The organism is Bradyrhizobium sp. UFLA05-153 (genome assembly GCF_054185185.1).
Window position 1 is genome coordinate 1 of record NZ_JBBIAM010000099.1, and the last position, 21,836, is coordinate 21,836.

General features: G+C 63.3%; 25 protein-coding genes and 1 tRNA gene. 17 read left to right on the plus strand and 9 right to left on the minus strand.

What is annotated here, in order from left to right; translation table 11 throughout:
* Positions 1 to 273 precede the first annotated feature (273 nt).
* Positions 274 to 504: a hypothetical protein gene (locus tag Q2941_RS38030; RefSeq protein WP_084801896.1), complete on the minus strand. Its 231-nt coding sequence runs from the start codon at positions 502 to 504 to the stop codon at positions 274 to 276.
* A gap of 311 nt (positions 505 to 815) precedes the next feature.
* Here Q2941_RS38030 and Q2941_RS38035 point away from each other — a divergent pair, with 311 nt between their 5' ends.
* Positions 816 to 1,091: a hypothetical protein gene (locus tag Q2941_RS38035; RefSeq protein WP_254112340.1), complete on the plus strand. Its 276-nt coding sequence runs from the start codon at positions 816 to 818 to the stop codon at positions 1,089 to 1,091.
* 69 nt (positions 1,092 to 1,160) lie between these two features.
* Here the strand turns inward: Q2941_RS38035 and Q2941_RS38040 are convergent, their stop codons facing one another.
* Positions 1,161 to 1,325, minus strand: a complete 165-nt coding sequence (locus tag Q2941_RS38040) for a hypothetical protein (protein WP_198031950.1) — start codon at positions 1,323 to 1,325, stop codon at positions 1,161 to 1,163.
* Positions 1,326 to 1,772: 447 nt separating this feature from the next.
* Between Q2941_RS38040 and Q2941_RS38045 the strand changes: the two genes are divergently transcribed.
* The 4 genes from Q2941_RS38045 to Q2941_RS38060 all read left to right on the plus strand — a co-directional run bounded on the left by Q2941_RS38045 (position 1,773) and on the right by Q2941_RS38060 (position 4,157).
* On the plus strand, positions 1,773 to 2,534 hold the full coding sequence (locus Q2941_RS38045) for a Sir2 family NAD-dependent protein deacetylase (protein WP_458195701.1): 762 nt from the start codon (positions 1,773 to 1,775) through the stop codon (positions 2,532 to 2,534).
* A gap of 199 nt (positions 2,535 to 2,733) precedes the next feature.
* Positions 2,734 to 3,396 (plus strand): cold-shock protein, encoded by a 663-nt coding sequence (locus Q2941_RS38050; RefSeq protein ID WP_027527724.1) that lies wholly within the window; start codon positions 2,734 to 2,736, stop codon positions 3,394 to 3,396.
* Positions 3,397 to 3,529: 133 nt separating this feature from the next.
* Positions 3,530 to 4,006 (plus strand): DUF192 domain-containing protein, encoded by a 477-nt coding sequence (locus Q2941_RS38055; RefSeq protein WP_027527723.1) that lies wholly within the window; start codon positions 3,530 to 3,532, stop codon positions 4,004 to 4,006.
* A gap of 74 nt (positions 4,007 to 4,080) precedes the next feature.
* Positions 4,081 to 4,157 (plus strand) — tRNA-Pro (locus Q2941_RS38060).
* Positions 4,158 to 4,348: 191 nt separating this feature from the next.
* Here the strand turns inward: Q2941_RS38060 and Q2941_RS38065 are convergent.
* A complete protein-coding gene (locus Q2941_RS38065; protein ID WP_245288296.1) occupies positions 4,349 to 4,537 on the minus strand; it encodes a hypothetical protein in 189 nt (62 codons plus the stop codon).
* Between Q2941_RS38065 and Q2941_RS38070 the strand changes: the two genes are divergently transcribed.
* Positions 4,512 to 4,676 (plus strand): hypothetical protein, encoded by a 165-nt coding sequence (locus Q2941_RS38070; RefSeq protein WP_245288295.1) that lies wholly within the window; start codon positions 4,512 to 4,514, stop codon positions 4,674 to 4,676. The genes Q2941_RS38065 and Q2941_RS38070 overlap by 26 nt on opposite strands.
* A 980-nt stretch (positions 4,677 to 5,656) precedes the next feature.
* Here Q2941_RS38070 and Q2941_RS38075 read toward each other — a convergent pair.
* Positions 5,657 to 6,835 carry an OpgC domain-containing protein gene (locus tag Q2941_RS38075; protein ID WP_458195702.1) on the minus strand — a complete coding sequence of 393 codons (1,179 nt, stop codon included), beginning with the start codon at positions 6,833 to 6,835 and terminating at the stop codon, positions 5,657 to 5,659.
* 289 nt (positions 6,836 to 7,124) lie between these two features.
* On the opposite strand from Q2941_RS38075, the gene Q2941_RS38080 reads away from it, so the two are divergent.
* Together Q2941_RS38080 and Q2941_RS38085 are read left to right on the plus strand one after the other, a co-directional pair.
* Positions 7,125 to 7,430 (plus strand): ETC complex I subunit, encoded by a 306-nt coding sequence (locus Q2941_RS38080; RefSeq protein ID WP_027527719.1) that lies wholly within the window; start codon positions 7,125 to 7,127, stop codon positions 7,428 to 7,430.
* Between the two features lie 103 nt (positions 7,431 to 7,533).
* On the plus strand, positions 7,534 to 8,031 hold the full coding sequence (locus Q2941_RS38085) for an Lrp/AsnC family transcriptional regulator (protein WP_027527718.1): 498 nt from the start codon (positions 7,534 to 7,536) through the stop codon (positions 8,029 to 8,031).
* Positions 8,032 to 8,651: 620 nt separating this feature from the next.
* Here Q2941_RS38085 and Q2941_RS38090 read toward each other — a convergent pair.
* On the minus strand, positions 8,652 to 9,680 hold the full coding sequence (locus tag Q2941_RS38090) for an AraC family transcriptional regulator (protein WP_458195703.1): 1,029 nt from the start codon (positions 9,678 to 9,680) through the stop codon (positions 8,652 to 8,654).
* Positions 9,681 to 9,783: 103 nt separating this feature from the next.
* Between Q2941_RS38090 and Q2941_RS38095 the strand changes: the two genes are divergently transcribed.
* From Q2941_RS38095 to Q2941_RS38115, 5 genes are all read left to right on the plus strand, one after another.
* Positions 9,784 to 10,956, plus strand: a complete 1,173-nt coding sequence (locus Q2941_RS38095; RefSeq protein WP_027527716.1) for an isovaleryl-CoA dehydrogenase — start codon at positions 9,784 to 9,786, stop codon at positions 10,954 to 10,956.
* 74 nt (positions 10,957 to 11,030) lie between these two features.
* The gene (locus Q2941_RS38100) at positions 11,031 to 12,635 is read left to right on the plus strand and encodes a carboxyl transferase domain-containing protein (protein ID WP_458195704.1); all 1,605 of its coding nucleotides are present in this window, start codon (positions 11,031 to 11,033) and stop codon (positions 12,633 to 12,635) included.
* A gap of 2 nt (positions 12,636 to 12,637) precedes the next feature.
* On the plus strand, positions 12,638 to 14,641 hold the full coding sequence (locus tag Q2941_RS38105; RefSeq protein ID WP_458195705.1) for an acetyl/propionyl/methylcrotonyl-CoA carboxylase subunit alpha: 2,004 nt from the start codon (positions 12,638 to 12,640) through the stop codon (positions 14,639 to 14,641).
* 4 nt (positions 14,642 to 14,645) lie between these two features.
* Complete coding sequence (locus Q2941_RS38110; protein WP_458195706.1) at positions 14,646 to 15,557, plus strand: hydroxymethylglutaryl-CoA lyase; 912 nt, start codon at positions 14,646 to 14,648, stop codon at positions 15,555 to 15,557.
* 78 nt (positions 15,558 to 15,635) lie between these two features.
* Entirely contained in the window at positions 15,636 to 16,064 is a 429-nt protein-coding gene (locus Q2941_RS38115) for a zinc-ribbon domain containing protein (protein WP_254112349.1), read from the plus strand.
* A gap of 13 nt (positions 16,065 to 16,077) precedes the next feature.
* Here Q2941_RS38115 and Q2941_RS38120 read toward each other — a convergent pair whose 3' ends face one another.
* Genes Q2941_RS38120 through Q2941_RS38130 form a run of 3 tightly spaced genes read right to left on the minus strand, consistent with a single transcriptional unit; the run spans position 16,078 to position 19,006 of the window.
* A complete protein-coding gene (locus Q2941_RS38120) occupies positions 16,078 to 17,436 on the minus strand; it encodes a TRAP transporter large permease (protein ID WP_254112350.1) in 1,359 nt (452 codons plus the stop codon).
* A complete protein-coding gene (locus tag Q2941_RS38125) occupies positions 17,433 to 17,987 on the minus strand; it encodes a TRAP transporter small permease (protein ID WP_254112351.1) in 555 nt (184 codons plus the stop codon). Before Q2941_RS38125 ends, Q2941_RS38120 begins: the two co-directional genes overlap by 4 nt.
* Entirely contained in the window at positions 17,984 to 19,006 is a 1,023-nt protein-coding gene (locus Q2941_RS38130) for a TRAP transporter substrate-binding protein (protein WP_458195707.1), read from the minus strand. The genes Q2941_RS38125 and Q2941_RS38130 overlap by 4 nt, the downstream gene beginning before the upstream one ends.
* Positions 19,007 to 19,366: 360 nt before the next feature.
* On the opposite strand from Q2941_RS38130, the gene Q2941_RS38135 reads away from it, so the two are divergent.
* On the plus strand, positions 19,367 to 19,603 hold the full coding sequence (locus Q2941_RS38135) for a pentapeptide MXKDX repeat protein (RefSeq protein WP_027527268.1): 237 nt from the start codon (positions 19,367 to 19,369) through the stop codon (positions 19,601 to 19,603).
* A 134-nt stretch (positions 19,604 to 19,737) separates the two neighbouring features.
* On the opposite strand, the gene Q2941_RS38140 is transcribed toward Q2941_RS38135, so the two are convergent.
* Positions 19,738 to 20,091 (minus strand): DUF6481 family protein, encoded by a 354-nt coding sequence (locus Q2941_RS38140; RefSeq protein WP_027527267.1) that lies wholly within the window; start codon positions 20,089 to 20,091, stop codon positions 19,738 to 19,740.
* Positions 20,092 to 20,359: 268 nt separating this feature from the next.
* Here Q2941_RS38140 and Q2941_RS38145 point away from each other — a divergent pair, with 268 nt between their 5' ends.
* The 3 genes from Q2941_RS38145 to Q2941_RS38155 all read left to right on the plus strand — a co-directional run bounded on the left by Q2941_RS38145 (position 20,360) and on the right by Q2941_RS38155 (position 21,771).
* Positions 20,360 to 20,587, plus strand: a complete 228-nt coding sequence (locus Q2941_RS38145) for a hypothetical protein (RefSeq protein WP_458195708.1) — start codon at positions 20,360 to 20,362, stop codon at positions 20,585 to 20,587.
* Between the two features lie 63 nt (positions 20,588 to 20,650).
* Complete coding sequence (locus Q2941_RS38150) at positions 20,651 to 20,860, plus strand: hypothetical protein (protein WP_458195709.1); 210 nt, start codon at positions 20,651 to 20,653, stop codon at positions 20,858 to 20,860.
* 161 nt (positions 20,861 to 21,021) lie between these two features.
* Positions 21,022 to 21,771, plus strand: a complete 750-nt coding sequence (locus Q2941_RS38155) for a hypothetical protein (RefSeq protein ID WP_027527264.1) — start codon at positions 21,022 to 21,024, stop codon at positions 21,769 to 21,771.
* Positions 21,772 to 21,836 lie beyond the last annotated feature (65 nt).

Consider the following 21,836-nt stretch of genomic DNA (forward strand, 5'->3'; position numbering starts at 1 on the left):
GCGACGAATGAAGAAATTGGCAGCTAGCGCTGCCAAAAAAAATGCGCTGCGCCCTTGACGACCGACCGGCTAATGGGTGTCACCGTAGATTTGAGTCATCGCCGGGGCCGCGGGCCCGCGAGGCACTGTGCGCGGCGAGCGCCAGGAATCCGGCGTAGCCAACCAGGTTGAGCAGGACTTCAAGCCACGCGGGCATCGCCGCCTCTTTGCGCGAACGCGGATAGCCAACGCACTAGCGGCAGTCTTGTTCCGGGACCGTGACGAGAAAATTGCTCAGGTCCCGGAGGATGGATCCAGCCGCCGCCCGAGACTCGATACCGAGGTTGCCGAAGGCGAGTCCTTCAGGAACTCGGCGATCGCACGGGCAAGCTCGCCGTCGCTCATTGGAGTCGGTGGCGGACGCAAGGCGCCGACGCCGAAGCTGCGGACGATCTCGTCGTAGTGTTCATCCTGGCGTCTGGGGATGAGTCTGCGGATGCGGGCCAGCAATGCGGATATCGGCAAACGGACCTCCTCAAGTGCCCTCCCCATTGGCAAAGGGGCGCCTTTGCTGCCACCGCGCCCTGAAACTGAAAACCCCGCCAACACCACGGAGGATGCTGACGGGGTCTTCGTGCTTTCGCCTCGACCCGGATGGCGGAGGCTGCCGCACTTGGATGCTAAATGCGCCGGCGAGCGCGTTTGTTCCATATTGGCTCGATTTTTTTTTGGCTCGATTTTTTTCGAACGGGGCCGGGTTTCGCTGGCGTCGATGGCCCCGCAACCATCGGACGGTGCAGGCGTTGGTCCTCCAGGAATGATGGAGGAGAAAGCGCATGAGAAAGACTTTGGCAGTTCTAGCCGCCGTTGCGACCGTCGGCGCGACCGCGATTGCGGGACCGGCAGAGGCGCGCGGGCGTGGCATTGGACCGGGTCTCGCGTTCGGTCTCGCAGCCGGCGCGCTCACGGCGGGCGCGATCGCCGCGTCCCATCCATATTATTATGGCCCGGGCTACTATGACTATGGTCCGAGCTATTATTACGGAGCGGGTCCCTACGCCTACTACGGCGGACCGGTCTACTACCGGCACCATCACTGGCGTCACTGGTAAAACCAAACGCCAAAACGAAAAGCCCGGAGCGGCGCTCCGGGCTTTTTGCTTGTCCAATTCACAACGGCCTTACGGCCAAAGCGACGGCCGCTCGACCTTGCGGGCGTTCTCCAGCGTCGAGACAAAATATTCTTCTCGCTCGCGTTTGAATTTTTCCTGAGTCGCGCGAAAAGCGGCGACGCGTGCGGCGATCTCTTCACGCTCCCTTGCTTTTCGCTGTTCTTCTTCCGTCATGTCCATCCCTTCTTACCAACTAAACCCAAGCGCTGCCGCCGCATCGCGTTGAGTCGGATTCGAACGGATGCATTGATCGACCTCGAATGGGGCGTCAATGGGGACGAGACATTGCCGGATTGTGATAGGCGATGCGGCGGAGAAACTTGCCGACCTCGTCGCGTTTCATGGTGGATAACAGTGTCAACAACCTTGTCGCTTGCGCGCTCTATCGCTAGCCCAAATGAGCAAATCAGTAGGCTGAGCTAGCGAAGATCGATCTGGAGTCTCCGAGCATCGAAGAGTTCGCGCAATTTTGCGAGCGTGCGAACGCGAAGCTCCTGGAGAAGATCGCCGCTCGCTAGCGCCAGATCCGCAGACGGCGGGGGGCGTCATTGCGATGAGAGAGATCATCGCGACCGGGCGGACGTGCTATAGGAGGCATGTTCGCGAACGGGATGGCTGCCTATGATTGCATCAGATCTTCGCAGCGGCGTCGACAGGCTCGGCGACATGATCGCTGCGGCACGCACCATCGTGCCGTTCACCGGTGCAGGCATCTCGACCGAATGCGGCATCCCCGATTTCCGCTCGCCGGGCGGATTGTGGACGCGTAACCGTCCGATTCCATTCGACCAATTCGTCGCGAGCCAGGAGGCGCGGGACGAATCCTGGCGCCGCCGCTTCGCGATGGAGCCGACCTTCGCTGCGGCCGAGCCCGGACGCGGCCATCGCGCGCTGGCCTCACTTTATCGTGCCGGCAAGGCTCCCGCCGTCATTACCCAGAACATCGACAATCTGCACCAGGTGTCAGGGTTCGCCCCCGACCACGTGATTGAACTCCATGGCAATACCACTTACGCGCGCTGTATCGGCTGCGGCGAGACCTATCAACTCGACTGGGTGAAGCGGCGGTTCGACGCCGACGGTGCCGCGCCCGATTGCACCGTGTGTGCCGAACCGGTGAAGACGGCGACGATCTCGTTCGGGCAGGCGATGCCGGAAGATGCGATGCAGCGCGCAACAGAGCTTGTGCAGCAGTGCGATCTCTTCATCGCGATCGGTTCCTCGCTCGTGGTGTGGCCGGCCGCGGGCTTTCCGATGATGGCGAAGGATTGCGGTGCGCGTCTCGCGATCATCAACCGCGAGCCGACCGAGCAGGACGACATCGCCGACCTCGTGATCCACCACGACATCGGCGAGACCCTGGGGCCGTTCGTCGGCAACTGACGTCGAATCTGATTCGTGGCTGTGCAAGGCTGTTCATAGGTTCCGGCGAATCTCTTTTTTGTCTATGCGTCGCAACCGGGAGTGTTATCTTTTGATTCGAGAGATTCGTGTGGCGTCATGGTGAGAAGTTCTCGTCCTGACGCGTGATTCGGCACCGTCGCTGAGGGCGGTTTGCCTTTGATGTGTGAGGTCCGGGGTTATGGGGTCGTCGGACGGATTCGAGTCCAAGAAGGTCGGGGTTCCGGCGCCGGGGGCGGCGTCTGGGCGGCTGGCGCCAGGCGAGATCGCAGGTGTCGGTCGCGATCCAGCGCTCAATCCCTTCACCGGGCTCGGTGAAGCAAGCGCCAATCTTGTCGAAGTCACGGGCGTCATCAAATGGTTCGACGCTTCGAAGGGCTACGGCTTCATCGTTCCCGACAATGGCTGGCCCGACGTGCTCCTGCACGTGACCGTGCTCAGGCGCGACGGTTTCCAGACTGCCTATGAGGGTGCCCGCGTCGTCGTCGAGTGCATCCAGCGCGCCAAGGGCTATCAGGCGTTCCGCGTCGTCTCGATGGACGAGTCGACCGCGATCCACCCCGCCCAGATGCTGCCGCCGCGCACCCATGTTACGGTGACGCCGACGAGCGGGCTTGAGCGGGCGCAGGTCAAGTGGTTCAACCGCCTCCGCGGCTTCGGCTTCCTGACCTGCGGCGAGGGTACGCCTGACATTTTCGTACACATGGAGACACTGCGCCGCTTCGGCATGACCGAGTTGCGGCCGGGCCAGTATGTGCTGGTCCGCTTTGGGCCGGGCTCCAAGGGCATGATGGCCGCCGAGATCCATCCCGAGACCGGATCGCCCGGGCTGCAGTCCCACTAACTACCAGTTCTTCCAGCCAGGCTGTTCCCGGATTCGTGAGCAGCCCGGGGGCGGGTGGGGCCGTCTGGCATTGCCATGATCGCCGGGTTAGGATGCGCATCCCATCCCACGCCGCTGGCATGAGTGCCGTTCCATGAATTTTGATCGTAAGGCAGCCTGGTCCCTAATCCGGGGCTTGTTGGCCGTAGTCCTCGTTTTTGCCGCTTGCGCCAGCCCCATACGGGCCGCGAGTTTCCAGCCGCTCGAGATCGCGACCAAAAACGGCGTTCAGGTGTTCTCCGTCGAGATGGCCACGACCGAGGAGGAGAAGACGACCGGCCTGATGTACCGGAAGGAGCTCGCGGACGGGAAGGGCATGCTGTTCGACTTCTCGCCCGAGCAGGAAGTGACGATGTGGATGAAGAACACCTACATCTCGCTCGACATGATTTTCATCAGTGCGGATGGTCGCATCCTGCGGATCGCGGAGAATACCGAGCCGCTGTCGACCAAGATCATCCCCTCGCGCGGCCTCGCCAGGGCGGTCCTGGAGGTGCCCGCCGGCACGGCACAGAAATACGGCATCCGCCCCGGCGACCGCGTCGCGCACCCGCTGTTCGGGGCCAAATAGAGCCAAAATCGGCGGCGCACAGCCGCCTTGCTGGCGGCCCTTGAAGCGTGTATCGACGGGGCCTGCTGGAAATTCGGGGTATAGCGCAGCCTGGTAGCGCGGCAGTTTTGGGTACTGCAGGTCGTTGGTTCGAATCCAGCTGCCCCGACCAGCCCCGCCTCGGCCCTTGAGGCCGTGGTGTTGACCTTTCCAGGCGATCCTGACGCCTGCTTTGGGCGGGAGGCGCGTTGAAGGAAAGGGCGGGGTCGTGCATCCCGCGTTGCGCCCTGCAACATCTCCTTAAGGCGAGGCTCCCATGTCGATCACGGCGATCGGTTCGACCTCCAGCGCAGCGGCAACGTCTCAGTCCGCGGCAAGCTCCTCTTCCTCGGCGACATCATCCACATCGGCGACGACCTCGTCTTCAGCGACGGCATCCTCGTCCCAGTCGGCCGGCGGAAGTGGCGGAGCGGGCGGCGGTAGCGGCAGTTCGGCCAAAACCATCGTCAGCGAGGTTTCCACGACCGTGAACGGGATCACCACCACGGTCATCACCTATTCCGACGGCACGACCGAAGTCGAAACCTCCGTGAGCGCGCAAGGCGGCCAGAGCCAGGGCGATCAGACCAGCCAGGCTGGTCAGACCTACACGGCTCAAGGCACCCTCGGCACGACCGCCGGGAGCACGTGAGGCACAGGGGCGGGACCGGGAGCCGCGGTCGATCGCCGCGCGCTGGCGTCTTGCACAAGCGCCGGTTCAAACCTTGGGTCCCTGTTCGCAGCGCGTCGCGACTTCTGCGCGATTTTTCAGGCAGTTGGCGTGCGAAATTACACGGCTTGATCGAACCTTTGGTGCCCACGATAGACATACGGGTATTGGGGATTTGAGCGCCCAATACCTAAACGGACGCCGCCAAGCGACGATATTCCGCTTGTGCGGCGTCGCGCTTTTCAGAGCCGACAAATTAACCGTGCGCCTCAGCTCGACGCGCACCAGCCCACCGGGAACGGCACGAGCGGCCAGACCGCCTCGTTGTCGTTCGCGGCATCGGGGAGCTTTTCGGCGGCTTGTCCGACGGTCGACACTGCCGGCGGAGATGCGCTCGTTAGGCGCAAACGAGCACATTGCAGACTCATGTTGAGCAAATTCATGCTGAGCAAAGTCATGTCGATCGTGTCTCAAAAATTCAAATTCGGTTCGAAATCGTCACGCGCCTCAAAACAGCGCGGGCATCTCAAAATCTCGCTCGCATTCTAGAAAAGACCGGGCACTGTTTCAACTGCACATCGCCGGCAGTTAAGGTTGACCGGTTAGGTTAAGCGCGCGCTCGTGTTGCGGCCATTCTGTCGACTGTTATCAAATCGGTCCCGGCTCGCCGCCGTGCCTACGAAAATAGCTCACACACCATCACAGACATCGCGGCGCTTCTTTTTCTTGCGAGTTTTTTCGTCATGGTTTTCGATCGCAGCTCCCGAATACCCGATTTACGATCCGGTTGGACCGAGATCTGGCACTTGTGGACTATCATCGTGCCGAGGCGCTCGATCAACGGGCAGTTGGTCTACGGTAAGGTCTGGCGCCGCCACGACGGCCGTCAGTGGATCTACAAGAAGTTCACCGAGTATGGCGAGGACGAAGCGGCCTGAAGTGGCCGCTTCGCGTTTGCTCGCTCAGCCCACCTTCGCAGTGGTGGCCGCTGGCTTCGCCGTGGCGGGCGGCTTCAGCGGCTTGTCCTGCCGCTTCGACCAGGAGATGTAGTAGGCGACCGTCGTCATGATCGCGATTCCGGCGATGCTGACGAACAGCTGCGCGAACAGCGAACCCGAACTCATCGACAATTCGAAATGGCCGACGAAGGACAGGAACACGCCGACGCAGAACACGGCGAGCGACTGCTGGCCGCAGACGATCACGGGGTCGAAAATCTTCCACTCCAGGCCCGGCCAGTCCTTCGGCACGAAGCGGATCACGAGGATCACGATCACGACGAAATGGATGAAGCGATAGGGCGCAAGGTTGGTCTTGTCGTTCGGGTTGAAGGCCGAGAACAGCCACTCTGGAAACATCGCGCCGAGGTTCGGGAAGCGACCCGCCATGGTCATGATCAGCGCGAACAGGAGATAGGCAAGGCATAGATAGAGCGTGACGTTCGAGTTGATCAGCGTCATCGAGCGCCGCGCTCCGCCCATTGCACACCAGGCACCGAACACGAACAGCACCTGCCAGCAATATGGGTTGAAGTACCAGGTGCCGGCCGGGTAGGCGGTGAGATTCCAGCCGAAATGCCGCGCTACCAGCCAGAGGATGATGGAGAGCCCCATCGTGAGATCCGGTTTGCGCAGCATGAACCACAGGACCGGCGGAAATAATCCCATCAGCACGATATAGAGCGGCAACACGTCGAGATTGAGTGGCTTGAAGCGCAGGAACAAGCCCTGCCGCAGCGTCTCGGTGGCGTTGTCGACGAGGCCGGCGACATTGAACTCGTCGATCATGTCGGAATCGCCGAAGCGCAGCGCCAGATAGCTGATCGCGGCGATGTAGATCACGAACAGGATGATGTGGGCGACGTAGAGCTGCCAGACGCGCTTGGTCAGCCGGGTGGCGCCGACGATAAAGCCGCGCTCCAGCATCATCCGCGCATAGACGAAGGAGGCGGTATAGCCGGAGATGAAGACGAAGAGGTCGGCGGCGTCGCTGAAACCGTAGTTCCGCGTCGTGATCCAGTTCACGACGTTGTCGGGGATGTGATCGAGGAAGATCGCCCAGTTCGCGACCCCGCGAAACAGGTCCAGCCGGAGATCACGGCCTTTTTCGGGAAGCGTTGCGTTGATGTTCAGGAAGGCCATTCGAAGTGGACTTTCGAGGAGGAAACACAGAACACGAGGGGCGCGCGGTGAGCGCCAGCAGATCAGCCGTGCTGCGGGGCCAGGCCCCCGGGCCGAGGTGCGCGGGGGGCGAGATTGTCACGGCGCAGCATAATGACTATACCCGTTGGCAACGCTACCTCCAGGATTGTGGAATCACCGTTCAAATTCCCGATACGGTGTTCTCTATACTATCCCGGTGGTTTCCACCAATAGCTTCGGTGACGCATAGAGTTAGACCGAATAGACGTAAAAGGGGTCCGGCCGTCCAATGACCGCACGCATTTTCAAGCCCGCCAAGAACGCGATGCAATCGGGCAAGGGGAAGACCCGGGAATGGCAGCTCGACTATGAGCCGGAGCAGCCGCGCGCGGTCGAGCCGCTGATGGGCTGGACCTCGTCGGCGGACATGAAGCAGCAGATCACGCTGCGCTTCGAAACCAAGGAGGAGGCGATCGCCTATTGCGAGCGCAAAGGCATCGCCTACCAGGTGATCGAGCCCAAGGAGTCGATCCGCCGCCCGGTTGCGTATGCCGACAATTTCTCCTTCCGCCGCGGCGAGCCTTGGACGCATTGATTCCGGCGCACTGAGCGCTGGCCGCATTCCCCTGGAGCCCTTGGCAGGGATTTTCTCGCATGCTTCGCTGGGCGAAGCGTGATGGGATCATGACGAGGTGGGTATGGCCGGGCGTTACCAGCTCGACGGCGTCGATCTGAGGATATTGTCGGAACTCCAGGAAGACGGCCGCGTCCGCAACAATGAGCTGGCCCATCGTGTCGGCGTCTCCGCGCCGAACTGCCTGCGGCGGCTCAAATCCCTCGTCAGCCGCGGCGTAATCAAGGCAGTCCGCGCCATTCTGGACGAGCGGCTCCTGGGCTACGAGGTGATCTCGTTCGTCGCTATCCAGCTCGGCAGCCAGGCCCAACCGGTTCTGGAGGCCTTCGAGATCTCCATTGCCGCCATTCCGCGCATTCAGCAGTGCTGGCGGATCTCCGGCGATACCGACTATCTCCTGAAGTGCGTGGCTCCGAACGTGGAAAGCATGCGGCAACAGCTCCTGCAATTTGCTGCCATGCCGAACGTGAAGAACGTCCGCAGCTTTCCGGTGCTCGGCGTTGCCAAGGACGTGCCGCTTCCGGTGCAGAATATTGCCGCTGCGACCGCGCCGGTTGGTTAGAAAGCCGCAATCGGAAGCCGACGCCGCTGCGCCTCAATTCATCAAACGTGGACACCGAGGCTGGTTTTGCAGAGCTCTCGTGGCGGATTCAAGCAAGGTCTTTTCGAGTGTTCCCCGTAATGACTCGGACCAGATTTGAGAGGTGCGATCTCCAAAATCCAGAAGCCCAAATATGAACCGTCGATTTCGCAAGAGGCTCGTTAGCGCATCGGTAGACAGGAAAGGGCTCGAAAGGTCTCCTTGCCAGTCTTCAGGAGCAACATCTTTGTAATAGTCGCTCGCTCGTACCCTCACGTTAACATGAAGTATGCTGCCGCTCTGAAAGCCCGACGTCTCTTCGGGTGAGAATTCGGAGGGCCTCGCCGCAATAACTCGGTCGAGCTTGACTGTTAGCGACCATCTAAAAAAGCAGAAGGAGCGATGACTTTCCTTGCAGTGCTCTGGAATGCTGACCGATGGAGAGTCTTGCGTAACAGTAGCGACAACAAAGACCGCTGGAATACAGGCCATCTGTTGTGGAGTGGCCGGTTTCATGGCGTTCACGGTGCTTGAACTAAGATAAGCCAATAATACGAAAACGCATGCTTTAGTCGTGCGCACTCCTGCCTCCAATTCCTACGCTAACGATACTTGGTGCGAAACTCGCGCGGCGAAGCGCCGGTCCAGTTGCGGAAGGCGCGCGAAAAACTCTTCTCGTTACGAAAACCGGCGATCTCGGCGATCCGCTTGATCGGTGTGCGGCCGCGCATCAAGGCGTCCCTGGCGAGTTCGAGCTTTGCCCCTTCCTTCAACGCGCGCAGCGAAGTTGCCTCGTCGTGCAGGCGACGATGCATGGTGCGGGTCGACAGCGCAAGCTCGCTTGCCACGTCATCGGCGGTCAGGATCCGACCGCGTGCACTGCGCAGCACGCGCCTGATCCGCTCCACCATCAGGCGGTCGCGCCGATAGGGCAGCACGGTCAGGCGCAGCGCCCCCTTCAGCATGTTGTCGAGATCGGACGGGCTGCGCTTCAGCGGCAGCGCCAGATAGTGCTTGTCGAAGGTGATGCCGGCGCGCTCGGCATCGAAGCGAACATTCTTGCAGAAGATTGTCGGATAGACCGAGACGTGGCGCGGCTCGCCATGGGGAAATTCCGCCGCGCGAAGCGCAATCGCGGAATCCACGGCCCAGCAGGAAAAGCCGAGCACGTAGCGCAGCAGCGTCACCAGGCAGAACTCGCGCAACGGCCCGAGGTCGCGCTGCTCGCGAAGACGGATCACGGCCGTGTCGCGGTCGACGCTAAGCTCGAACAGCACGTCCTCGGTGAGGATGCGGTGATGCCGGCACCAGCGCTTCAGCGCCACCTCGAGATTGGGAGCGGTGATCGAGGCCCGGCACAGCATGCCATAGGTGCCCCAGGGCAACCGGCGCGAGAACCAGCCGAGCGCCTCGTCGTCGAGTTCGCGCATGGCATGGCCCGCCAGGGCCTCGAACTGGGCCGCCGTGACCCGCCCATCCGCCGATCTGAGCACGTCCGCCGGCACCTGGCTCCTGGCTAGCGCCTCGGCCGCGTCGCGGCCATATCTGGCGTAGGCGGCAACCACCCCGCGCACGAAGGCGGCCGGTGTCACGGCGCGGCGAGGAACTGCTGCGGTGGCTTGAAAAGGCATGTCGAATCCTCGCCAACTATGGCGGAAAATGCAACCTTTTCGACGGCCCGAATGCCCGATCGGGGGTAGGTTTGAGGGCAAGACAAGACTGGAGGAGCAGCCCATGAACATCCCGAGCATCGATTTCGACCTGGGCGAAGACATCACCATGCTGCGCGATACGGTGCGCGCCTTCGTGGAGGCCGAGGTCGCGCCGCGTGCCGCCGAGGTCGAGAAGGCGAACCTGTTTCCCGCCGACCTCTGGAAGCGTTTCGGAGATCTCGGCCTGCTCGGGATGACCGCGCCTGAGGAATACGGCGGCTCCAACATGGGTTATGTCGCCCACATCGTCGCCATGGAGGAGATCTCGCGCGGCTCGGCCGCCGTGGGCCTGTCCTACGGCGCGCATTCCAATCTCTGCGTCAACCAGATCCGCCGCAACGGCAATGACGCGCAGCGCCGGCGCTATCTGCCAAAGCTGATTTCCGGCGACTATGTCGGCGCGCTCGCGATGTCCGAGCCGGGCGCCGGCTCCGACGTCGTTTCGATGAAGCTGCGTGCCGACAAGCGCGGCGACCGTTACGTACTCAACGGCTCGAAAATGTGGATCACCAATGGCGGCGACGCCGACGTGCTGGTGGTCTATGCCAAGACGGATCCGGAAGCAGGCCCGCGCGGCATCACCGCCTTCCTCATCGAGAAGGGCTTCAAGGGCTTCACCCACGGCCAGCATCTCGACAAGCTCGGCATGCGGGGGTCCAACACCTATCCCTTGTTCTTCGACGAATGCGAGGTGCCGGAAGAGAACGTGCTCGGTGGCGTGGGCGAGGGCGTCAAGGTGCTGATGTCCGGCCTCGACTATGAGCGCGCGGTGCTGTCCGGCGGTCCGCTCGGGATCATGGCGGCCTGCATGGATGCTGTCGTGCCCTACATGCACGAGCGAAAGCAATTCGGTCAACCGATCGGCGACTTCCAGCTCATGCAGGGCAAGCTTGCCGATATGTATTCGACCTGGCAGGCCACGCGCGCCTATGTCTATGCGGTGGGGCGCGCCTGTGACCGCGGCGGTCACGCGCGCTCGCTGCGCAAGGACGCTGCCGCTGCGATCCTCTACTCCGCCGAGAAGGCGACGTGGATGGCGGGTGAGGCGATCCAGGCGCTCGGCGGCGTCGGCTACACCAGCGAATTTCCGACCGGGCGTCTTTGGCGCGATGCGAAGCTCTACGAGATCGGCGCCGGCACCTCGGAAGTGCGCCGCATGCTGATCGGCCGCGAGCTGATGGCCGAGACGGCCTGAACGCATTTGGAATCGCCGCGAAAATGGTCCAACCTGTTGCGGCATCTCACCACGTCAATAGAAGCGCTGGACACATGCTGCTCCATTCCACCATCGATCCTTCATCATTGGATTTCGCAGGCAATGCCGAGGCGATGCGCGCGCTCGTCGCTGACCTGCGGGAAAAGCTCGCCCAGGTCGCCGGCGGCGGCGGCGAAGCCTCGCGCAAGCGGCACACCGCGCGCGGCAAGATGCTGGCGCGCGAGCGCGTCGATCTCCTGGTCGATCCCGGCACTGCGTTTCTGGAGTTGTCGCCGCTTGCTGCCTATGGCCTGTACGGCGGCGACGTGCATTCAGCCAGCGTCGTCACGGGAGTCGGGCGGATCTCGGGACGCGAGTGCGTCATCGTCGCCAATGATGCCACCATCAAGGGCGGCACCTACTACCCGATGACGGTGAAGAAGCACCTGCGCGCGCAGGACATCGCGCGGCAGAACAATCTTCCTTGCGTTTACATGGTCGATTCAGGCGGCGCCTTCCTGCCGATGCAGGACGACATCTTTCCGGACGAACGGCACTTTGGCCGCATCTTCTATAATCAGGCGCAGATGTCCGCAGCCAGCATCCCCCAGATCGCCATCGTGATGGGATCCTGCACGGCCGGAGGCGCCTATGTGCCGGCGATGTCGGACGAGAGCATCATCGTGCGTAACCAGGGCACCATCTTCCTCGGCGGCCCGCCGCTGGTGAAGGCCGCAACGGGCGAGGTCGTGAGCGCCGAGGAGCTCGGCGGCGCCGACGTGCATTCGCGGCAGTCCGGCGTCACCGATCACTACGCTCAGAACGATGCCCATGCGATCGGGATTGCCCGGCGGATCGTGGGTACGCTGAAGCCGGCGACGCGGCCGAACCTCAACATGCAGCCGCCGCGCGATCCGCTGTTTGCGTCGGAAGAGATTTACGGCGTCGTGCCGGTCGACGGCCGCAAGCCGTTTGACGTCCGCGATATCATCGCGCGCATCGTCGACGGCTCGGAATTCGATGAGTTCAAGAAGCTCTACGGCACGACGCTGGTGTGCGGTTTCGCCCACATTTGGGGCTATCCGGTCGGCATCATCGCCAACAACGGCATCCTGTTCAGCGAGAGCTCGCTCAAGGGCGCGCATTTCATCGAGCTGTGCTGCCAGCGCGGCATTCCGCTGGTGTTCTTGCAGAACATCACCGGCTTCATGGTCGGCAAGAAATATGAGGCGGGCGGCATCGCCCGCGACGGCGCGAAGCTCGTCACCGCGGTGGCGACCGCCTCGGTGCCGAAGTTCACCGTGGTGATCGGCGGCTCCTACGGCGCCGGCAATTACGGCATGTGCGGGCGCGCCTATAGCCCGCGCTTCCTCTGGATGTGGCCGAACGCGCGCATCTCTGTGATGGGCGGCGAGCAGGCCTCGATGGTGCTGAGCCAGGTCAGGCGCGACAACATCGAGGCCAGGGGCGAGAGCTGGTCCAAGGAAGAGGAAGAGAAGTTCCGCAGTCCCATTCGTGCGCAATATGAGAGCCAGGGGCATCCCTACTATGCGACGGCGCGGCTGTGGGACGACGGCGTGATCGATCCGGCCGATACGCGGCTCGTGATCGGGCTTGGGCTGTCAGCGGCGTCGAACGCGCCGATCGAACCCACGAAATTCGGCCTGTTCAGGATGTGACGATGGACCGCTCAAACCTCTACCGGCGCTTTCGCACGCTCCTGATCGCCAACCGCGGCGAGATCGCCTGCCGCGTCATCCGAACCGCGCGCGCCATGGGCCTGCGCACAGTCGCCGTCTATTCCGAGGCCGACCGCGATGCGATGCATGTCGCTCTGGCTGACGAGGCCGTTCTGCTTGGACCTGCGCGAGCGCGCGACAGCTATCTCAACGTCGAGCGATTGATCGAAGCCGCGCGGAAGACCGGCGCCGAGGCCGTGCATCCCGGCTATGGCTTCCTGTCGGAGAATGCCGAGTTCGCGCGGGCCTGCCTGGACGCCGGATTGGTCTTTGTCGGCCCGACCGCCGGGATGATGACGGCGATGGGCTCGAAGTCGGGCTCAAAGGCGCTGATGGAGAAGGCTGGCGTGCCGCTGGTGCCCGGCTATCACGGCGAGGCCCAGGACGAGGCGACGCTCGCAAAGGCCGCCGACAAGATCGGCTTTCCCGTGCTGGTGAAGGCTTCCGCCGGCGGCGGTGGCCGCGGCATGCGCATCGTGCGCTCGGCTGCCGAACTCGGGCCTGCGATCGTCAGCGCCAAGCGGGAAGCGAAAGCCGCGTTCGGCGACGACACCATGCTGATCGAGAAATATGTCGACAATCCCCGCCATATCGAGGTGCAGGTGATCGGCGACAGCCACGGCAATCTGTTGTCGCTGTTCGAGCGCGAATGCACTCTCCAGCGGCGGCACCAGAAGGTGATCGAGGAAGCGCCGTCGCCGACGCTCAATGCCGCGCAACGCGAGACCGTCTGCGCCGCGGCGCGCAAGGCGGCTGGCGCGGTGAGCTATGTCGGCGCCGGTACCATCGAGTTCGTCTCCGACGGCAAGGACGTGTTCTTCATCGAGATGAACACGCGCCTCCAGGTCGAGCACCCCGTGACCGAGCTGATCACCGGGATCGATCTCGTCGAGTGGCAATTGCGCGTCGCCTTCGGAGAGGCGCTGCCGCTGAAGCAGAATGAGATCCGCCTCAACGGGCACGCCATCGAGGCGCGCGTCTACGCGGAGAATCCGACGAAGAACTTCATGCCCTCGGTCGGCAGGATCTCGACCTGGCGTTTACCTGAGGATGCCGGCGGCCTGCGCATCGACGCCGGCTATCGTGAAGGCGATGTCGTCTCGCCTTATTATGATGCGATGCTTGCCAAGATGATCGCTTGGGCGCCGACGCGGGATGCGGCGATCGAGCGGTTGAACCGCGGGCTCGAGAATTCCGACGTCCGAGGCATCGTCACCAATATTCCGTTCCTCTCGGCGCTGATGACGCATCCTAAGGTGCGATCGAACGCGATCGACACCGGCTTCATCGAGCGGGAGCTGGCTGGGCTGACGGCGGCAGGCGCTGCGCCCGGCGAGCTCGAGCTGTGTGCGTCCGTCGCGGCGATCGTCAATGAGGAGCGCGCCGCGGCGCAGGCCGAGGCGAATTCGCCCTGGCGGGCCTTTGGCTGGCAGCCGGTCGGACGGCGCCAGCGCAGCTTCGCCTTCCGCGTCGGCCATGGATCGGAGCTGAAGATTTCGCTGAATTACGGCAGCGGCCCGTCGACACTCGTCATCGGTGAGCGGGAGCTGGCTTTCGCGATGGCGCCGAAGGAGGGCGGATTCGATTTGACGCTCGACGGCGTCAAGACAGCGGTTGCCGCGGTTATTGACGGTCATGAGCTCTATCTGCGCACGCGCAATGGCCGGTTCGATCTGCACTGGGTGGATCCGTTCGGCGGCGAGAGCGAGGAGCATGTCGGCGAGGACAAGATTGCAGCGCCGTTGCCGGGCACGGTCGTGGCGGTGCTCGCGGAGGAGGGGGCCAAGCTAGAGAAGGGCGCACCGATCCTGACGCTGGAAGTGATGAAGATGGAGCAGACGTTGCGCGCGCCGTTTGCTGGCGTTCTGAAAGCAATCAAGTGCAAGGTCGGCGACATCGTGCAGGAAGGCGTCGAGCTTGCAGAGGTCGAGCCTATCGGCGAGTAAGATCATGAGCGACCAGGTCCGCATCATCGAAATGGGGCCGCGCGACGGCCTCCAGAACGAGAAGACGCCGGTCAGCGTGGAGGCGCGCATTGCCTTCATCGAGGCGCTGGTCGCGGCCGGCCTTCACACCGTCGAGGTCGGCGCCTTCGTCTCGCCCAAGGCAATCCCGCAGATGGCAGGCTCGGATGCCGTGCTGGACGGCGTGAGCCACGTCAAGGACGCCGAATTCCACGTGCTGGTGCCGAACGAGAAAGGCTATGACGCCGCGCGCGCCGCCGGCGCGAAAGTCGTGTCCGTGTTCGCGGCAGCCTCGGAAGGATTCTCCCGGGCCAACATCAATTGCTCGATCGCCGAGTCCATCGAGCGCTTCAAGCCGGTCCTTGCCCGCGCCAAGGCCGATGGCGTGAGGGTGCGCGGCTATATCTCCTGCGTGCTGGGGTGCCCCTTCGACGGCGAGATCAAACAGAAAGCCGTCGCCGATCTTGCCGAGACGCTGTGGGATCTCGGCTGCTACGAGATTTCGCTCGGCGACACCATTGGTGTCGGCACGCCGACCAAGGCGAAGGACATGCTGCGCGCGGTTGCCGCCAACATCCCGGCCGCCCATCTCGCGATGCATTTCCACGACACTTACGGCCAGGCACTCGCCAATCTCTATGCGGGAATGGAGGAGGGCATCCGCGTCATCGATTCCGCCACCGGCGGGCTCGGCGGCTGTCCGTACGCGCCCGGCGCGACCGGCAATGTCGCGACCGAGGACGTCGTCTACATGCTCGAGGGCATGGGAATCAGGACCGGCGTCGATATGGAGAAGCTGCTGGTTGCCACCAACGAGATCAGCCGACTGTTGGGCCGGCCGCCGGCGAGCCGGGTAGCCAACGCGATCAACGCGAAGAAGAAGCGAGCGAAATCGTAGGGTGGGTTAGCGCGAAGCGTAACCCTCCACCTCTCCAGCAAGGACGGAAAGACGGATGCCCCCCAACGGGCTGAAGTAATGAAAAGCAACAAACAGAAGCGGTCTGAGATCAACGCGCGCAAGGCAAAAAGGCGCGAAAAGGAAGCGCTTCTCGCCGCACAAGCTGCCAGAAAAGCGCGGCAGGAATTCGTGCGTCTCGCCCGTTTGCGCGACGAGCTGCCAGTCGACCCGACCAGGCTCAGTACGGCGGGCAACAGCTACAGCATTCCCACATTCGTGGAACGCGGCACGTACGCCGCGATCGAGTTTGCCTGCAAGGCCTGCGGAAAGGTCGAAACGTGGACGGCCAAGCAGCAAAAGTGGTGGTACGAGACCGCCAAGGGCGATGTGTTCACAACGGCGACAAGGTGCCGTCCCTGCCGCCGCAAGGAGCGCGCGCGCCGGGACGAGGCGCGTCGCGTTCACCTTGAAGGCGCGGCGCGAAAAACGCGCGAGCCGAAGGGCTGACGCTGGATTTGTTCTACCTGCTCCCGTCCGGCCCCATCACGAGATCCGGCAGCCAGGTCGAGATCTCCGGCACGAAGCAAAGCAGGAGCACGGCGCCCATCATCAACAGCACGAAGGGCAGCGTGCCCCAGATCACCTCGCTCAAGGGGATGTCAGGCGCGACATTGCGAATGACGAAGATGTTGAGGCCGACCGGCGGGTGGATCAGCCCCATCTCCATCACGATGGTCATGACGACGCCGAACCAGATGATGTCAAAATTGGCGGCACGTAAGGGAGGCAGAATGATCGGCGCGGTCATCAGGATGATCGAGACCGGCGGCAGGAAGAAGCCGAGCACGATCACCATGGCGAGGATCGCGAACAGCAGCCCCCAGCGCGGCAGGTGCATCGCAACGATGGATTCTGCGGCCGATTGCGAGATGTGCAGATAGCTCATCACGTAGGAATAGAGCAGCGACATGCCGATGATCATCATCAGCATGGTCGACTCCCGGATCGTCGACTTCATGATCGGCCCGAGATCGGTCGGCCGCCAGACGCCATAGATCATCGCGATCAGCGCGAGCGCGAGCAGGCCGCCCAGTCCCGCGGTCTCCGACGGCGTGGCATAGCCGCCGTAGAGCGCGATCATGACGCCGGTCAGAAGCAGCACGAACGGAATGACGCGCGGCAGCACACTGAAGCGTTCGGCAAGCGTGAACTCGTCACGGGAAAGGATCGCAGCCTCGGGGCCGCCCTTGTTGTAGGCGGCTTCAGCCGCTGCATATTCCTGGCGGAAGCGGATCACGGCATAGGCGCCGAACAGGCTGACCAGCAGCAGCCCTGGGCCGATACCGGCGAGGAAGAGCCGGCCGAGCGATTTTTCAGCGGCGACCGCAAACAGGATCATGGTGATCGAGGGCGGCAGCAAGATGCCGAGCGTGCCGCCGGCAGCGATGATTCCTGCGGCAAAGCCACCGGAATAGCCGCGCTTGCGCATCTCGGGAATGCCAGCCGAGCCGATCGCCGAGCAGGTCGCGGGCGAGGAGCCGGCCATTGCGGCGAACAGCGCGCAGGCAAAGACGTTGGCGACGCCGAGACCGCCGGGCACGCGATGGAGCCAGGCATGGAGGGCCGAGTAGAGATCCTGGCCGGCGCGCGACTTGCCGATCGCCGCACCCTTCAGGATGAAGAGCGGGATCGACAGCAGCGTGATCGAGGCCATTTCCTCGTAGACGTTCTGCGTCACGGTATCGAGCGAGGCCGCCGGCATGTAGATGCCCATGAACACGACCGCGACCGCGCCGAGCGCAAACGCGATCGGCATGCCGGAAAACATCACAAACAGCGTCGCCAGCCCGTAGGACAGGCCGATACCGAACACGCTCATCGGCGCTTGGCTCCGGTGAAGGGAAGGGCGAGCTGCACGATGATCTGCACGCAGAGCAGGCTCATGCCGAGCGCCATCAGGCTGTAGGGAATGGCGAGCGGCGGCGACCACATCGAATTCGAGACCTGGCCGTCGACATAGGCCTCATGCGTGAGTGTCCAGGACTTCCAGGTGAAGAAGGCGCAGAACAGCAGCGTCACGGCGTCGACCAGCCAGAGCCGGATCCTGTTCGCGACCGGCGACAACAGCCCGACAAAGGCCTCGATGCCGATATGACCGCGATTTTGCTGAACATAGGCCGCCGTCATGAAGGTGGCGCCGACCAGCAGGAACACGGCCGCCTCGTCCTGCCAGTAATTGGCGGCTTTGAAGAGGGCGCGGCTCAGCACGCTGTAGCTCAGGATCGCGCAGGCGGCGACCAGCGCGAGCGCTGCCAGCACGACGATGATCCTGTTGAGGACGGCGAGACCACGATCGAGCACCGCCGCAAGCCCGTGGCGTGCGGCGGCATCGACCGGGTCGTCACGATCCGGAAGCGGACCGTGCATCATGCCGAGACTTCGGACGCGAGCTTGAGCAGGCTCGCCGCGGTCGCAGTCTTCGCGCCATAGTCCTTCCAGGCCGTATCGCGGGCGATGTCGCGCCACTTGCCGACGGTCGCCGCATCAAGCGCGCTGACCTTGGCGCCGGCCTTTTCATAGACTTTGGCGACCTCGACGTCGTCATCCTGCGCACCCTTGCGGCCGAAGGCTTCGAGCTCGGTGCCGACGGCAAGCAGGATGTCCTGATGGTTCTTCGGCAGCTTGTCGAAGATCGCTTTCGACATCATCAAGGGTTCGAGCATGAACCAGTAGGAGGCGCCGGCGCCCGAGGTGAGCGATTTGGCGACTTCTTCGAGGCGGAACGAGATCAGGCTGGTGGAGGAGGTGATGCCGGCATCGCACGCGCCGGTCTGCATCGCGGCATAGATTTCGTTCGAGGGTACCGAGAGCACGGACGCGCCCGCCGTTTGCAGCACCATGTCCATCTCGCGCGAGCCGCCACGCACCTTCATGCCCTTGGCGTCCTCCGGCGAAACGATCGCCTTGGAGCGGCTGGCGACGCCGCCGGCCTGCCAGATCCAGGAGAGCAGGATGATGCCCTTGTCGGCGAGGAAGTCGGAGAGCGTCTTGCCGACCGGCGCCTTCTTCCAGCGCATGCCCTGATCGTAGGTCGTAACGAGGCCCGGCATCAGGCCGATATTGGTCTCCGGCAGTTCGCCGCCGGCATAGGGCATCGGATAGAGCGAGATGTCGAGCGCGCCCTTGCGCATCGCGGAGAACTGCGCGTTGGTCTTGATCAGCGAGGAGTTCGGATAGATCTCGGCGGAGATGTCGCCCTTGCTGCGCTTTGCGACCTCGGCGGCAAACATGCGGCAGAGACGATCGCGGAAATCGCCCTTGTCGATCGTGCCGCCCGGGAATTGGTGCGAGATCTTAAGCGTGGTCGCGGCCTGCGCGGTCCCGGTGCCGAAACGGAGAATGGCGGGCGCGGCAACAGCCGTCGCGAGAAGGTGACGTCGCGTGAACATGGAATGATCCCTGATTTGTCCGTTGGATTTGTCCCTCAGGACTATTCTTGATTGAACTCTTGAGGCCGGCGCCCGAGCCTATCCTAGCCGGTCTTTAGCCGATATTATCTAGTCTGATAGTTCGAGAGCGAATGCGGCGGCAAGTCGCGGTGGTGCCGATGCTGCGCTGCACACTCGTTCCTCAGGTTCCGCGCACTAGCGTGGCTGACACGGGCAAAATTGTGTCGGGCTGAACACGGAAACAGGGCAAGGGCTCGGAAAAAATTCGGCCGCTCGCGTAACAAAGGCGCCCGGCGCCCCGTCGAGCAGGAGTAGCGGCATCCGTCGCTGGCAACCTCCACCTCGAAGGGAAGATCAACCATGACCATTCGCACCCGCATCGCGCTCGGCGTCTCCGCTGCCGCTCTCTCGCTCAGCCTGGCCTTCGCGCCCGCCTTCGCCATGGACGACATGAAGAAGGACGGGATGAAGAAAGAGACGATGTCCAAGGACAGCATGAAGAAGGACTCCATGTCCAAGGATGACGGGATGAAGAAGGATACGATGTCAAAGGACAACATGAAGAAGGACGACGGCGGCATGATGAAGAAGAACTGATCGCGCCGTCATCGTCATTGCCCCGCGCGCGACGGCGCGAGCCCCAATGCGCAATTGCGCATCGTGGAATCCGACCAGATGCGACGGGACCGCGCCACGCGCGCAGGCCGGTCGCATCTGATCCGCAGTGACGGTTACTTCCGCTTGCCCTTGGCCTTGCGGGCGGCGTAACGCGCGTCGCGCTTGGCCTTCTGCTCGGCTTCGAGTTCGGCCATCCTTGTGGCGGCCTCCTCGGATTCGCGAGCAATTCGTGCGGCTTCCGCAGCCGCGGCCTCTTCTGCAAGCCGCTTCTGCTCAGCCTTTTCTGCCTCGCGTGCCGACTTTGCCTCGGCACGCTTGGCGGCAATCGCCTCGCGTTCGGCGCGCCGCGCCGCGACCCCGGGGTCGTCGTGCCCCGGCTGCGATTTGAATTTGTTCAAAAGATTTTTGCGGGCTTCCTGCGCCGCCTTTTGCCGGTCTGTGAAGCCGGGTTCCCTGAATCCACTCATCGAACGAGCCTTGTCTTCCTCGCTTTCAATCCTACATCAGCGTCTGTGGGTGCGCCGGCCGCGAACAAACGCGCGCCGCGCGACGAACAAGCGTGTACATCTATGCGCGTCGCGAAGCCACCCTTAATCGCAGCCTATCAGGTCGCGAAAAATCGCTGGAATCGCCGATCTTTCGTAGTCCGGAAAAACTGCCGAATTGTGATCCCTCTCACAAGGGAGCACGGGGGCGGCGCCGAGTGTCCGCACCGAGACGAACGGAGCTACGGCGATGACTATTTTCCGGCTGTCTTTGCGAACGCTCGCGATCACATTTGCGACAGTAGCGCTTGCCGGCGTCGCGGTTTTCCTGGCCCAGCCCAAACCGGTCGAAAGCAGCTTGCTCGGCGCCGAATGGCAGTGCAGCCGAACGGCGTTTGTGCTCACGACCTGCGCGCCGCGGGTGCAGCAGGCGACCTCTGCATCTAACAAGGTGGCACTCCGCGCACCCAAGCAGTGAGCTCCGATGTGACGTGACGCCGCAGAGATGGTAAGGGGCAGCAATTCACGGCTTCACCTCGCCATGCCCGATACCCAGCCCAACTCGAAACCAAAGCCGCAACCAAGTCCGCCTGGCGATAATCGCCGCGGCGCTATCGCCGGACTTATCATTGCCGTCGTCATCCTCGGCGCCGGCCTCTGGCTTGCGCGCGATCTCACCGCGGCCAGCAAGATGCAGGATTGCGTGATGTCGGGACGCACGAATTGCAACGTGATCGAGCCGGCGCGCTAACTCGGCGGACGAAAAATTGCCGTGATCTTAACCATTTGTAACGGGACATCGGTGATCAACGTGATCACCTTTGTCCGCCGGCATCAACCGGGGCCCGGAATCGTTGGGCGTCCGGACCACGGCGACGACAGATGAGAGATACAGGTAAGGGGTAGGCACCAATGCGTGCATCCAGCCGGATGAAGATTATCATTCCCTTGGTTTCGGTCGTGTCGCTGCTCGCGCTTTCGGCGCAGGCGCAGGACTCGAACGCGGGGAGGGGCGGCCAGCCGCCGGGGCCGGGTGCGGGCGCGCCGCCACACGCCAATGCTCCCCACGCGACGCGCCAGGGACCGCCGCCGCAGCAGGCCACGCGGGTCGCGCCGCCGCAGGGGGCGCACCAGGGCCCGGCTGGCGGACCGCCACAGGGGCGCTATGTGGCCCGCGGGCCGGTGCCGCAGCGTGACTGGGGCGGACACGCCTATCGCGGCAATCTCGCCTGGGAGGGCGGACGCTGGCGGCATGAGAATCACAATGGCCGCTATGGCTGGTGGTGGGACGTCGGCGGGGCCTGGTATTATTATCCGGAGCGGATGGACGGGCCGCCCGCCTACATCTCCGAAGATTACATCGATGACGTGCCGGTGGCCTATGCGCCGCCACCCCCGGCCTATGCGCCGCCTCCGCCGCCTGCTCCGGCAGACCCCGGCGCGAGCGCGCTCGGCGGAGCCATCGTCGGTGGCGTGCTTGGCGGGCTGATCTCCGGCAACGCGACGGGAGCGGCCGCCGGGGCCGTACTCGGCGGCGCGACCGGCGCGATCGCTGGCGCAACGGCTGCGTCGCAGCCGGGCTATTATTGGTCGCAGGGTAGTTGCTACTACCGCTATCCGAGCGGGCAGTACGTGCTTGCCGATCGGCGCGCGTGCTACTGATCCGCGGATCGATCTACGATCTGACCGAGGCGGGCCCAAGGCCCGCCTCTTTCGTTTGATGCGAT